Source organism: Halomonas sp. G15 (assembly GCF_021282295.1).
Classification (GTDB): domain Bacteria; phylum Pseudomonadota; class Gammaproteobacteria; order Pseudomonadales; family Halomonadaceae; genus Halomonas; species Halomonas alimentaria.
This window is the reverse complement of the sequence record NZ_JAJSPA010000038.1, coordinates 21,312-33,125: the sequence shown is the minus strand read 5'-3', so window position 1 is coordinate 33,125 and position 11,814 is coordinate 21,312. Positions and strand designations below refer to the sequence as shown.

11 protein-coding genes and 1 pseudogene are annotated in these 11,814 nt (G+C 67.6%); 6 read left to right on the top strand and 6 right to left on the bottom strand.

Going from position 1 to position 11,814, the window contains the following annotated elements; translation table 11 throughout:
* Positions 1-201: 201 nt before the first annotated feature.
* The 3 genes and pseudogenes from LWH48_RS14910 (at position 202) to LWH48_RS14900 (ending at position 3,677) form a co-directional block, all read left to right on the top strand.
* The gene (locus LWH48_RS14910; protein ID WP_232913155.1) at positions 202-1,422 is read left to right on the top strand and encodes an RNA-guided endonuclease InsQ/TnpB family protein; all 1,221 of its coding nucleotides are present in this window, start codon (positions 202-204) and stop codon (positions 1,420-1,422) included.
* Positions 1,423-1,489: 67 nt separating this feature from the next.
* Positions 1,490-1,936: pseudogene (locus LWH48_RS14905) on the top strand (sulfite exporter TauE/SafE family protein); the annotation flags it as partial.
* A gap of 85 nt (positions 1,937-2,021) precedes the next feature.
* Positions 2,022-3,677, top strand: coding sequence for an FMN-binding glutamate synthase family protein (locus LWH48_RS14900; RefSeq protein WP_232913154.1), 1,656 nt, complete (start codon positions 2,022-2,024; stop codon positions 3,675-3,677).
* A 95-nt stretch (positions 3,678-3,772) separates the two neighbouring features.
* On the opposite strand, the gene LWH48_RS14895 is transcribed toward LWH48_RS14900, so the two are convergent.
* Complete coding sequence (locus LWH48_RS14895; protein WP_161431379.1) at positions 3,773-4,240, bottom strand: PepSY domain-containing protein; 468 nt, start codon at positions 4,238-4,240, stop codon at positions 3,773-3,775.
* Between the two features lie 112 nt (positions 4,241-4,352).
* Here LWH48_RS14895 and LWH48_RS14890 point away from each other — a divergent pair, with 112 nt between their 5' ends.
* The 3 genes from LWH48_RS14890 to LWH48_RS14880 are packed head-to-tail and all read left to right on the top strand — an operon-like array spanning position 4,353 to position 6,747.
* Positions 4,353-4,733 carry a PepSY domain-containing protein gene (locus tag LWH48_RS14890; RefSeq protein ID WP_232913153.1) on the top strand — a complete coding sequence of 127 codons (381 nt, stop codon included), beginning with the start codon at positions 4,353-4,355 and terminating at the stop codon, positions 4,731-4,733.
* Positions 4,730-5,401 carry a response regulator transcription factor gene (locus LWH48_RS14885; RefSeq protein ID WP_232913152.1) on the top strand — a complete coding sequence of 224 codons (672 nt, stop codon included), beginning with the start codon at positions 4,730-4,732 and terminating at the stop codon, positions 5,399-5,401. The genes LWH48_RS14890 and LWH48_RS14885 overlap by 4 nt, the downstream gene beginning before the upstream one ends.
* On the top strand, positions 5,398-6,747 hold the full coding sequence (locus LWH48_RS14880; RefSeq protein ID WP_232913151.1) for a sensor histidine kinase: 1,350 nt from the start codon (positions 5,398-5,400) through the stop codon (positions 6,745-6,747). Before LWH48_RS14885 ends, LWH48_RS14880 begins: the two co-directional genes overlap by 4 nt.
* Before the next feature lie 6 nt (positions 6,748-6,753).
* Here LWH48_RS14880 and LWH48_RS14875 read toward each other — a convergent pair whose 3' ends face one another.
* The 5 genes from LWH48_RS14875 to LWH48_RS14855 are packed head-to-tail and all read right to left on the bottom strand — an operon-like array spanning position 6,754 to position 11,702.
* A complete protein-coding gene (locus tag LWH48_RS14875) occupies positions 6,754-7,653 on the bottom strand; it encodes a cation diffusion facilitator family transporter (protein ID WP_232913150.1) in 900 nt (299 codons plus the stop codon).
* Positions 7,654-7,692: 39 nt separating this feature from the next.
* Positions 7,693-8,499: an ABC transporter permease gene (locus LWH48_RS14870; RefSeq protein ID WP_161431374.1), complete on the bottom strand. Its 807-nt coding sequence runs from the start codon at positions 8,497-8,499 to the stop codon at positions 7,693-7,695.
* 13 nt (positions 8,500-8,512) lie between these two features.
* Entirely contained in the window at positions 8,513-9,400 is an 888-nt protein-coding gene (locus tag LWH48_RS14865; protein WP_232913149.1) for an ABC transporter permease, read from the bottom strand.
* Positions 9,393-10,559, bottom strand: coding sequence for an ABC transporter ATP-binding protein (locus tag LWH48_RS14860; protein ID WP_232913148.1), 1,167 nt, complete (start codon positions 10,557-10,559; stop codon positions 9,393-9,395). The genes LWH48_RS14865 and LWH48_RS14860 overlap by 8 nt, the downstream gene beginning before the upstream one ends.
* Positions 10,560-10,583: 24 nt before the next feature.
* On the bottom strand, positions 10,584-11,702 hold the full coding sequence (locus tag LWH48_RS14855) for a substrate-binding domain-containing protein (RefSeq protein WP_232913147.1): 1,119 nt from the start codon (positions 11,700-11,702) through the stop codon (positions 10,584-10,586).
* Between the last annotated feature and the right edge of the window lie 112 nt (positions 11,703-11,814).

Here is an 11,814-nt window from a genome sequence, read left to right as displayed (position 1 = left end):
GAACCGAGGCTTCTTACACACACGATTACATAGTGTGTAGAAAATTCGGGGGAAATAAAGCCCTGAAAAAGCAGGGCTTTATTTCACTCACTCACTCATTTACACATATTCTGCTATAAAGAACTTCAAGTGCGGGGAAGGATAGCGCGGGCGCCGCAGGCGCCCTATAATACTGGATGTATCGACAGCAAAAGATGCTTCATGCAACGCCTCCAAGCCTTCAAATTCGAACTGATGCCCAACGGGGAGCAGGTGCGGAAAATGCGCCAGTTCGCCGGCATGGTGCGGTTCGTGTTCAACCGGGGGCTGGTGTTGCAGAAAGAGCGATATGCAGCCGGTGAGAACAAGCTGGGCTATGCGGCCTTGTGCAAGGCGCTCACCGGATGGCGCAACAGCGCGGATACGCCATGGCTCAAGGATGGGCCGATCCACCCGCTCCAGCAGTCGCTGAAGGATCTCGATCGCGCCTATGCCAACTTCTTCGCCAAGCGGGCGGACTTCCCGCGGTTCAAGAAGAAGGGCCAGCGTGACAGCTTCCGCTATCCCGATCCGAAACAGATCAAGCTCGATCAGGGTAATCACCGCCTCTACCTGCCCAAGCTGGGCTGGTTACGCTTCCGCAAGAGCCGCGAGGTGCTGGGGACGGTCAAGAACGTCACCGTCAGCCAGTCAGCGGGGCGATGGTTCGTCTCGATCCAGACCGAGCGCGAGGTCGCAGTGCCGGCGCCGACCGGCGGTGCCGTTGGCATCGACATGGGCGTGGCGCGGTTCGCCACGTTCTCCGATGGCAGCTACCTGGCACCCCTCAACAGTTTCAGAAAGCACCAGACGGCGCTGCGCAAGGCGCATCAGGCCATGAGCCGTAAGACCAAGTTCAGCAACAGCTGGAAGAAGACCAAGGCCCGCGTCCAGAGAATCCAGGCTCGCATCGCCAATGCCCGGCGTGACTACCTACACAAGGCTTCCGCCACGATCAGCCAAAACCACGCGCTCGTGGTGCTGGAAGACCTGCAGGTAGGCAACATGTCGCGCTCGGCCAGAGGCAGTGTCGAGCAGCCAGGCCGCCAAATTCGCCAGAAGTCCGGCCTCAATCGCTCGATTCTCGACCAGGGCTGGTACGAGTTCCGGCGCCAGCTGGACTACAAGCTGGCGTGGCGCGGGGCGCATCTGGTCGTTGTGCCACCGTACAATACCAGCCGCACCTGCCCCGAGTGCGGTCATGTCGCCGTGGAGAACCGGCGCAGCCAGGCCCGGTTTGCCTGTGTCGAATGTGGCTTCGAGGCCAATGCCGATCATGTCGGCGCCATCAATGTATTAAGGGCGGGGCACGCCCGGTTAGCCTGTGAAGTGAGTGGTGCGGTAAGGCCGCCAGCAGCAGGAACCCACCGAAGCGACTCAGGGGCAGCCGTTGGCTGCGCCTGAGCGCCGTAGGAATCCCCTTCCTTTCCGCCAGGCGGCAGCTGCCTAAGCAGCTGAGGGAGGGGAGGACGTCAACAGCATCATCTTCGTGATCGTCATGGTCTACGCGGTGGGTTATGTGCTCGACCGCCCCTTCCGCAGCAACAGTCGCTGGGTCGATGCCCTGCTGCTGGCACTGGGCGGCTACGTCAGCGGCACCTCGCTGATCGGCGCTCCCCTGATCGTGGCGGTGTTCGCCACCCACGTGGCCGCGCACCAGCTACGCGATACCCTCTTCGTGCTGTGGTTCATCCTGGTGCTGATCAAGATGGTCTCCTTCCTGATCGCCGGGGTCGACCTGCAACTTATCCACCAGTTGTGGCTGCTGCCCTGCGCCCTGGTGGGGCACCTGCTTGGCGAGCGCGCCCACCGCTACCTGGTGGGCAGCCGTGCCAACCTCTACTACCGTGTGCTGGGTGCCGTGCTGATCCTGGTCAGCGTGGTGGGGCTGCTCAGCACTCTCGGCAGCACCCGGTGAAACCACTCCTTGCCCTTAAGGGCGCGTTGACACAGGGGCCGGGGCCCCGTGCAATGAGACTCCTCGACACCGCAAGGAGCGCACCATGTCTCGCCTGCCCCGCCTCGCATCGCTGCCGCTGCGTTACAGTGCCTACGGGATCAGTCTGATGGGCCTGGCCGTCAGCCTGGCAAGTCTGGTTACTGCCTCGCCTCACTGGATATGGGGCGTGGTCGTCTTCGGCCTGCTCTCTGCCCTGGGCACCCATGACGTGATGCAACGCGGCCGCACGGTGAGCCGCAACTATCCGATCCTGGCCCACCTGCGCTACAACCTGGAGTCCTTCGGGCCCGAGATCCGCCAGTATTTCATCCAGACCGATACGGAACAGGTGCCCTTCTCCCGCGAGCAGCGTCGCTTGGTCTACCAGCGCGCAAAGGGCGTCAGCGACAAGCAGCCCTTCGGCTCGCTTCACGACGTGAGCCAGCCCGGCTACGAATGGATGGGCCATTCGCTGGCGCCGGTGCCGGCCGACAAGGCGGACTTCCGCATCACCGTGGGGGCCGGCCGGGCGCGCCCCTACTCGGCCAGCGTATTCAACATCTCGGCGATGAGCTTCGGCGCGCTCTCCGCCAACGCCATCAGCGCCCTCAACGACGGCGCCCGCAGCGGGGGCTTCTACCACGACACCGGCGAGGGTGCGATCTCGCCTTACCATCGCCGCGGTGGGGATCTGGTCTGGGAGATCGGATCCGGCTATTTCGGCTGCCGAGACGAGGCGGGGCACTTCGACCCCGAGCGCTTCCGCGAAGGGGCCCGCCAGGAAGCCGTGAAGATGATCGAGATCAAGCTCTCCCAAGGCGCCAAGCCGGGTCACGGTGGCATCCTCCCGGCGGCCAAGGTGACCCCGGAGATCGCCACAACCCGGGGCGTTCCTCTGGGCGAGGACGTCATCTCTCCCGCCGCCCACACGGCCTTCTCGACGCCGGGCGAGATGATCGACTTCATCATACGGCTGCGCGACCTGGCCGGCGGCAAGCCGGTGGGCATCAAGCTCGCCATCGGGCACCCCTGGGAGTGGTTCGCCATCGTCAAGGCGATGCTCGAGCGCGGCGAGCACCCCGACTTCGTGGTGGTGGATGGCGGCGAGGGCGGCACCGGTGCCGCCCCGCTGGAGTTCATCAACCGCCTGGGCCTGCCGCTGACCGAGGCGCTGCAGCTAGTGCACAACACCCTGGTCGGTGCCGGCCTGCGCGACCGGGTGCAGATCGCCGCAGCCGGCAAGATGATCAGCGCCTTCGATATCGCCCGGGCCATGGCGCTGGGCGCCGACTGGTGTAATGCCGCGCGCGGCTTCATGTTCGCCCTGGGCTGCATCCAGGCCCAGAGCTGTCACAACGACCGCTGCCCCAGTGGCGTCGCCACCCAGGACACCCTGCGCGGCAGCCGCCTCGACGTGCCCACCAAGGCGCAGCGGGTGGCGAGCTTCCATGCCAACACCCTGGAGGCCCTGGCCGAGATGCTGGGAGCCGCCGGCCTGTCACACCCCGCGGAGCTTGGCCCGGAGCATGTGCTGCACCGGGTGTCGCGCCATGAGGTGAAGAGTTTCGCCGAGCTGCATGACCAGTTGGCGCCGGGCGAGCTGCTGGCGGGTGGCGCCGCCCATCACCCGCTGTTCCGCGACTTCTGGGAGAGTGCCAGCGCGGCAAGCTTCGCCCCACCCGAGGCCATCGCCCGGCTGAGGCACAGCAAGCTCTATTGACCCCCAAGGCAAACGGCAGAGGGCCCGGCGCGTCATGCGCCGGTCCCTCCTTATCTACTCTTGAGTCGCTAGCCGGGAGATGCCCCGGGAGCAGTTCAGTCGCGCTCGACCTCGAGCACCTCGCCGTCGCGGATCTTCACTTCCAGCTCACGGTCGTCGGCGTCGTAGCCCTCGATATCGATGCGGCCGTCACGCTCGGCCTGGAGCTCCTCGAACTCGGCCAGGCCCTCGGCCACGGCCAGCGCCATGGCGTCGCGCACCTCGGCCTCGGAGAGGCCCCAGGCACCGCCTTCGCGCTTCTTGCGCTCCTCCTTCAGGCTCTCGCCGCTGGCCAGGTCGAAGCTCACCTCGGCCTGCCACTCGTCATCGAGCCAACCCTCGACCTCAACACGGTCGTCACGCTTCACCTCGATCTCATCAAAGGTCTGGAAGCCGAAATCACCGGCCTGGGCCAACACCTCGTCGAGGCGCTCGGTCGCCAGGCGCTCATCCGCGGCCTGGGCCAGGGTAGCAGCGCCCAGCAGGGCGGCCAGGGAAGCGGTCAGGATCATCTTGCGTTGCATGGTGGTGTCCTCATCTCTGCGGGTTGCCGGGCCATTACACACCCCCTCACCTTGCCTGAAGGTGAAGGCAGCGTTCATGCTCTGTTCATGTTGCCCCTGGCACCCTGAGCCCATGCTGACACGACACCCCCACACTCGCCCTCACCTGCGTCCCCGGCTGACGCTGCTGGCCGGCCTGCTCGCAGGACTGCTGGTACAGTTGGCCGCCTCGTCTGCGCCGGCCGAGGAGCACTGGCAGGATCTCCACGAGGCAGTACGCGAAGAGAGAATCGTGGCGCTGCCGAGCCTGCTCGACTGGCTGGAGGCGCGCTTTGAAGGCCAGGTGCTGGAGGTGGAACTGGAGCGCGACGACGGCCGCCTCGCCTACGAGATCGAGATGCTCGGCCCCGACGGCCAGGTGGTGGAGTTCGAGTTCGACGCCGAGAGCGGTGAGCTGGTCGGCATGGAAGGGGTGAAGATCGATGCCATGCGCCGCCGCGAGGTGACACCATGAAGGTGCTGCTGGTGGAGGACGACCGCGCCCTGAGCGATGCGCTATGCGAGGCGCTGGGCGAAGCCGGGCTGCTGATGGAACGAGCCGAGAACGGCGGCGAGGCGGACTTTCTGGTGCGCACCGAGGCCTACGACGCGGTGATCCTCGACCTGGGCCTGCCCGATGGCGACGGCAGCCGCTGGCTCGCCGACTGGCGCGAGGACGGCATCGAGCTGCCGGTGCTGGTGCTTACCGCCCGCACCCGCTGGGCCGACAAGGCCGCCGGCTTCTCGGCCGGCGCCGACGACTACGTCACCAAGCCCTTCGAGACCGCCGAGGTGCTGTTCCGACTGCGCGCCCTGGTCAGGCGCACCCACGGCCACGCCCATCCGGTGCTGAGGATCGGCGAGCTCGCCTTCGATACCCACAGCGGCAGCGTTACCCTGGCCGGCCGCCCCATCAGCCTGACCGCCCAGGAGTCGCGCTTGCTCGCCTACCTTGCCCACGCCGCCCCCCGGGTGGTCAGCCGCAGCGAACTGGCCGAGCACGTCTACGACCGCGACCACGAACCCGACTCCAACGTCATCGACGTGCAGATCAGCCGCCTGCGCCGCAAGCTGGGCGCGGCACGCATCGAGACGCTGCGCGGCCAGGGCTATCGCCTGGTCGACACCGACGGCGCGCCATGACTCCGCGCCGCCTCTCCCTGGCCAGCCGACTGATGCTGGCGACGCTGACAATCCTGCTGGGCTCGCTGCCGCTCGCCGGCATCGCCCTCTCCCGCCACGTCCAGGCCACCGCCACCGCCGCCTTCGATGAGCGGCTGGAATCGCTGCTGCAGGTGGTGGTCGCCGGGCTGGCCTGGGACGAGGTCGCCGGCGAGCTGGTACTGCAGCGCGACCTGGGCGAGCCACGCTTCACCCGGGTCTTCTCCGGCTGGTACTGGCAGGCCAGCGACGGCGGCAATCACACCCTCGCCTCGCGCTCGCTATGGGACCAGCGCCTGGCCACGGCTTCCCACCCGGAGATCGCCTTCCGCGACCTGCCGGGGCCTCGCGGCACGCCGCTGCGGGCCATCGAGCGTGACATCCGCCTCGCCCCCCTGGCCGAGTCATTGCACGTCGCCGTGGCGATCTCCCGTGAGCCGCTGGATACCGAGATCGCCCGCTTCAACCGCCTGGTAGCGCTCTCCCTGGCCGGCCTGGGCGCGCTGCTGTTGGCCGCCCTGGCGCTGCAGATCCGCTGGGGGCTGGCACCGCTGCGCCGCCTGCGCGCCGATCTGCGCCGGGTGGAGGATGGCGAAGCCGAGCGCCTGGATACCCGCCTACCGGAGGAGCTCGCCCGCCTGGCCGCAGCCATGAACAGCGTGCTGGAGCGCGACCGCCGATTGATGGCCCACGCCCGGCACGCCGCCGGCAACCTGGCCCACGCCCTGAAGACCCCGGTCAGCGTGCTGACCACCCTGGCCGACGGCATCGAGGAGCCCCGGCGCGGGCGCATCCGCGAGGAGCTCTCGCGCATCGACGCCGCGGTGCGCCACCACCTGGCACGGGCCACGGCGGCGGGCGACGCCGGCCTGGCGCCGCGGGTAGCGGTTTCCGAAGTGCTCTCCCCCATCGTCGAGGGGCTGGGGCGCCTGGCCGAGCGCCGCGGCATCGCCCTGCACGCCGAGCTGCCGGAACCGCTGTACCTGCGCATGGATGCCCAGGACCTGCAGGAGCTGGTCGGCAACCTGCTCGACAACGCCCTGCGCTGGGCCGCGGGGCAAGTCCGGTTGAACGGTGGAGAGGAAGCCGGCGGGGTGTGGCTGGCGGTGGAGGACGACGGCCCGGGCATGGACGCAGCTCAGCGACAGGCCGCCATGGCCCGCGGCGCAAGACTTGACGAGCAGCGTTCGGGAAACGGTCTGGGGCTGGCCATCGTCAAGGACCTGACCGAGCTGCACGGCGGCCGCCTGAGCCTCGAAGAGGCCGCGATCGGCGGGCTGTGCGTCCGGCTCTGGCTACCCGGCAGCGCGCTGCGCGAGCAGCCCTGAGCTCCCTCACTCCCGTTCGTCGACGCAGTCGTTACGGTCCTCGACCTGGATGGTCGCGTGACGGATACCGTAGCGCTCCACCAGCAGCGCCTTGATCGCCACCAGGGTCGCCTGGCGATCCTCCCCCGCCTCCACAGCGGCATGCAGCGAGACAAGGTGGCGCGCCGGCGTCAGCGACCAGATATGGACATGGTGGACGTCATGCACCGCCGGCAGGGCCTCGGGAATCTCCCGGCGCAGGGTCGCGGCATCGGGGTCGTGCGGTGAGCCCTCCAGCAGGATATGCCCCGCCTCGCGGGTCAACTTCCAGGCGCTCCTGAGGATCAGGGCCGCCACCAGCAGCGACAGCAGCGGGTCGATGGGGGTCCAGCCGGTGGCCAGGATCACCAGGGCGGCGACGATGGCCGCCACCGAGCCGAGCAGGTCGCCCAGCACATGCAGGGCGGCCCCGCGCATGTTGAGGTTGTCGCGATCGCCGCCGTGGAGGATGGCGAACACCACCAGGTTCACACCAAGCCCCAGCACGGCGATGGTCAGCATGGTGCCGCCCATCACCTCTACCGGCGCAAGGAAGCGGCGCACCGCCTCGATGGCGATCCACACCACGATGGCGATCAGGGTGATGCCGTTGACGAAGGCGGCCAGCGTCTGCACCCGGTGGTAGCCGTAGCTGCGCCTGCCGTCTGCGGGCCGCTGACTGATCCAGGCGGCGAACCAGGCCAGCGCCAGGGCGGCGGTATCGGTGAGCATATGCCCGGCGTCGGCCAGCAGCGCCAGCGAGCCGGAGACGATGCCGCCCACCACCTCGGCGACCATGAAGCCGCCGGTGAGCACAATCGCCCACGACAGCCGGCGCCGGCTGTCGTGGGCGTGATGGGCATGGTCATGGGAGTGATCGTGGGACATGGGGCCCTCCTGTGGCGGGCCCCCAGCATAGCGCAGGGATCACACCCCCTTCACCAGGCGCGCGGCCTCGCGGCGCCGCTTGAACTCGTAGGCCGCCGCCAGCAGCACCGTCACCAGGATCAGGATCAGCCCCAGGGCGTTGACCGCCGGGGTCAGACCGGTGCGCACCTTGGAGGCGATGTAGACCGTCAGGGTGGTGTCGTAGCCCACCACGAACAGCGAGGTGTTGTAGTTCTCGAAGGACTGCAGGAAGGCGATCACCGCCGCCGAGAGGATCGCCGGACGCAGGTAGGGCAGCAGGATGCGCCGGAACATCTGCCACTGGCTGGCCCCAAGGTCCAGGGCAGCGCGCTCCATGGTGCGGTCGAAGCGCTGCAGCCGGGCGGTGACCATCAGCATCACGTAGGCGGCGATGAAGGTGGCCTGGCCCACCACGGTGAGGAAGATGCCACCGCCCACGCCCCACTGGCGCCAGAAGATCAGCGTGGAGATGCCGATGATCACCCCCGGGGTCAGCAGCGGCGAGAGGATCAGCGCATAGAGGAAGGGCTTGGCGCGGCTCTGCACGGTGTTGAGGAACAGCGCCGTGGCGATGCCGATGGGCACCGCCAGCAGCAGCACTCCCGTGGCCACGATGGCGCTGTTGGTCAGCGCCTGCCACATGGCGCCATCGGCGGCGAGCTCGCCGAACCACTTCAGGGTGGTGCCGTCCCAGGGCGTCACGGTGGGGAAGCGGCTGTCGTTGAAGGTCGCCGCGGCCATGACGATCAGCGGCAGGAAGAGGTAGGCGAAGAACACCACCACATAGAAACGCAGGCCCAGGGCCATCAGTCGCTGTGAGCTCATTTGGCCCGGTCCCTCATTTCGCGATGTCTCCCAGGCCCACCTTGAACACCTTCATCACCAGCGACATGAAGCCGATGCACAGCACCAGCAGCAGGAAGGCGTAGGCCGCTCCCTGGTTCCAGTTGCCGCCTTCGAAGAACCAGTTGTAGATGATCTGGGTGAACCAGCGGCTGCCCGGCGAGCCGAGCAGCGCCGGCACCGCGTAGCTGCCGGCGGCCAGCATGAAGGTCATGATGCAACCGGTGGCGATGCCCGGCTTGGCGTGGGGAATCACGATGCGCCGATGGGTGCGCAGCGTGCCGGCACCCAGGTCCCGGGCGGCGCGCACCTGGTTGTCGTCGAGGCTCTCGATGGCGTTGTAGAGCGGGAACACCATGAACAGGATATAGGCATAGACCATGCCCACCATCACCCCGCCATCGCCGCTGAGGAAGCGGATGGGGCGGTCGATGAGTCCCAGCATCAGCAGCAGCTCGTTGAGCGGCCCGCGGAAGGCCAGGATGATGAACCACGAGTAGGTGCGCAGGATCTCGTTGATCCAGAAGGGAATGATCAGCAGCAGGATGCAGAGTGCTGCCTGCCGCGGGGTGGCCACCTTGGCCAGGTACCAGGCCAGCGGATAGCTCACGGCGAGGGTCAGCAGGGTCACCAGTACGCTGGACCACAGCGTCTTGAAGAAGATGGCACGGTGGATGTCGTTGGCAAACAGGGTGGCGTAATTGGCCAGTGTCCAGCCATCCTCGGGGCCGCCGCGCTGGTCGGGCAGCAGATTGGGGCGCAGCGAGTAGTCGATCATCTGCAGCTGCGGCAGGGTCACCATCAGGATCAGCCAGATGCCCAGCAGCGCCAGGATGGCCGCCGACAGGGGGCCACCGAAGCGGGCGGCGAGCTGCCTAAACATCTGCTGCCTCCACCACCTCGCCGGTGGCCTCGTCCACCCGCGGGCCGTCATCCCGGGGCAGCACCACCGTCTCGGCGGGATCGTAGCCCAGGGTGATCGCCTCGCCGGGTACCAGTGCATCGGCGAAGCTTCGCGACACCTCGCTGCCCAGCTGCACCCGCAGCGCCTCGCCGGAACCCGGGAGGCGTGCCTGCACCATCAGCCAGGCGCCCTCGAAGCTGACCGACTCGACCTCCGCGACCAGGGTCGAACCGCCCATGGAGGCATCGCCGGAAGTGCCGGCGACCACTGGACGCAGCTGCTCGGGGCGCACATAGAGCGCCACATCCGCGCCACCGCCCAGGCTCGCCTCGTCACCCACACGGCCCTCCAGCTCACCCAGGGTCCCGGCATCCAGGCGCACCCGCTCGCCCAGACGGTCGATCACCCTCGCCTCGATGCGGTTGTTCTCGCCGACGAAGGCCGCCACGAAGCCGGTGGCCGGCTGGCGATAGAGGGTCATGGGATCGGCCACCTGCTGCAGGCGGCCCGCCGACATCACCGCCACCCGGTCGGACATGGTCAAGGCCTCGCCCTGGTCATGGGTGATGTAGATGAAGGTGATGCCGGTCTTGCGCTGGATCGCCTTGAGCTCGCTGCGCATATGCTGGCGCAGCTTGAGGTCCAGCGCCGAGAGCGGCTCGTCGAGCAGCAGCACCCGCGGCTCCACCGCCAGCGCCCGGGCGATAGCCACGCGCTGCTTCTGGCCGCCGGAGAGCTCGGTAACCCGGCGCGCTCCCACGCCCTCGAGGGCCACCAGTGACAGCAGGCGCTCGGCGGTGGCGCGCCGCGTACGGCGGTCGACCCCGCGCACCTCGAGGCCGAACTCGATGTTCTCGAACACCGTCATCAGCGGAAAGAGCGCCAGGTTCTGAAAGATCATCGCCGTGGGGCGGCGATTCACCGACACCCCGGCCATGGGCTCGCCACCGATCGATACCCGGCCCTCGCTGGGCGTCAGGAAGCCGCCGATCATGTTGAGCAGGGTGGTCTTGCCACAGCCCGAGGGGCCGAGGAAGCTGAAGAACTCCCCCGAGCCGATCTCGAGCGACGTCTTGTCGATGGCGGTGAAGTCGCCGAAGCGCATCACCACTTCCTCCAGCCGGACGCTGCCGTCCATGGTCACCTCGCGGTCGGGCATTCGTCAGGCGGACAGGTAGCGGTCCTGGTACTCGTTGCGCAGCGCCACGTACCAGGGCTCCTGGATCGGCCACCACCACAGGTTCTCGAGATCCTGCTCGGTGTAGGAGTCGGTGAAGAAGTTGCGCGTCGCCTCGGGCAGCAGCTCGGTGGCGCCCTTGGAGGTGGAGTTGTAACCGGTGGCCTCGACGAACATGGCGCCGGCCTCGGGGGTGTAGTACCAGTTGATCAACTCGTAGACGGCATCCGGGTTGCGGGCATTCTTCGGGATGACGAAGCCCTCCATCCACGCCAGGGCGCCCTCCTTCGGCGCGCCGTAGGCAATATCGTCGCCCTCCTGGATCAGGCGGAAGGCGGTGGAGTCCCAGGTCTGGCCGATGATGGCCCCGTTGGTCCGGAAGGCGGCCTGGGCCTCGTTCTCGGTGTTCCAGAACTGCACCAGCAGCTCCTTGTGCTTGACCGCCTCCTCGAGGATGACATCGAAGTTGGCGCGCATCGCCTCCTCGCTGCGGTAGGAGTCGAGCAGCGGGTGGGGCAGCCTGCCCTCGCGCTCCAGCCACAGGCCGATCCCCACCAGCGCCGAGTGGCCGCGCACCGTGACGCCCTGGCCGTGCTCGGGATTCCACAGGTCGGCGTAGCTGAGGTTGGCGCGGTCGATATCGGCGTAGCGGCGGTGCCAGGTGATTGCCTCGGTGCCCCAGTCGCTGGGCGCGAAGTAGCGCTTGCCATCCACCACTCCGCCGGTCTCGGAGCCCGAGATGGCGCTGTCCAGGGCGCCGCTCCAGTTGATACGCGACTCGTCCAGCGGCTGGATGAGGTCGTAGTCGAGATAGCCCGGCACCCGGTCCACGGTGGGCATGATCACGTCGAAGCCCTCGCCGGCACTGGCGCGCAGCGAGTTCATCAGCTCGTCGTTGGTGCCATAGGGAGTGAAGGTCGCCGGGATGCCGGTCTTGTCGGTGAAGTCGGCCAGCATGGCGTCGTTGAAGTAGCCCGCCCAGGCGTAGATGCGCAGCGGCTCCTGCTGGGCCAGGGCCCGATTGATATAGAAGGGAGTCGGCAGTGTGGCGGCCGCACCGGCGGCCAGCGAGCCCTGCAGGAAGCGGCGACGGGTGATCGACATGGAAAATTCTCCTCGAGCGGTGGGGTCCGAAGATGGTGCGACGTGCCGTACCCTTATGTCGCCCGGCCGTGACAGCCGGATGACGCCGACATGACGCCTGCATGACCGTTCA

What these genes read in the sequence shown, in the direction of transcription:
- LWH48_RS14865 (WP_232913149.1), bottom strand. Translation starts at nt 9,400, where the DNA reads ATGTTTAGGCAGCTCGCCGCCCGCTTCGGTGGCCCCCTGTCGGCGGCC.
- LWH48_RS14895 (WP_161431379.1), bottom strand. Translation starts at nt 4,240, where the DNA reads ATGCAACGCAAGATGATCCTGACCGCTTCCCTGGCCGCCCTGCTGGGC.
- LWH48_RS14855 (WP_232913147.1), bottom strand. Translation starts at nt 11,702, where the DNA reads ATGTCGATCACCCGTCGCCGCTTCCTGCAGGGCTCGCTGGCCGCCGGT.
- LWH48_RS14910 (WP_232913155.1), top strand. Translation starts at nt 202, where the DNA reads ATGCAACGCCTCCAAGCCTTCAAATTCGAACTGATGCCCAACGGGGAG.
- LWH48_RS14870 (WP_161431374.1), bottom strand. Translation starts at nt 8,499, where the DNA reads ATGAGCTCACAGCGACTGATGGCCCTGGGCCTGCGTTTCTATGTGGTG.
- LWH48_RS14890 (WP_232913153.1), top strand. Translation starts at nt 4,353, where the DNA reads ATGCTGACACGACACCCCCACACTCGCCCTCACCTGCGTCCCCGGCTG.
- LWH48_RS14860 (WP_232913148.1), bottom strand. Translation starts at nt 10,559, where the DNA reads ATGGACGGCAGCGTCCGGCTGGAGGAAGTGGTGATGCGCTTCGGCGAC.
- LWH48_RS14900 (WP_232913154.1), top strand. Translation starts at nt 2,022, where the DNA reads ATGTCTCGCCTGCCCCGCCTCGCATCGCTGCCGCTGCGTTACAGTGCC.
- LWH48_RS14875 (WP_232913150.1), bottom strand. Translation starts at nt 7,653, where the DNA reads ATGTCCCACGATCACTCCCATGACCATGCCCATCACGCCCACGACAGC.
- LWH48_RS14885 (WP_232913152.1), top strand. Translation starts at nt 4,730, where the DNA reads ATGAAGGTGCTGCTGGTGGAGGACGACCGCGCCCTGAGCGATGCGCTA.
- LWH48_RS14880 (WP_232913151.1), top strand. Translation starts at nt 5,398, where the DNA reads ATGACTCCGCGCCGCCTCTCCCTGGCCAGCCGACTGATGCTGGCGACG.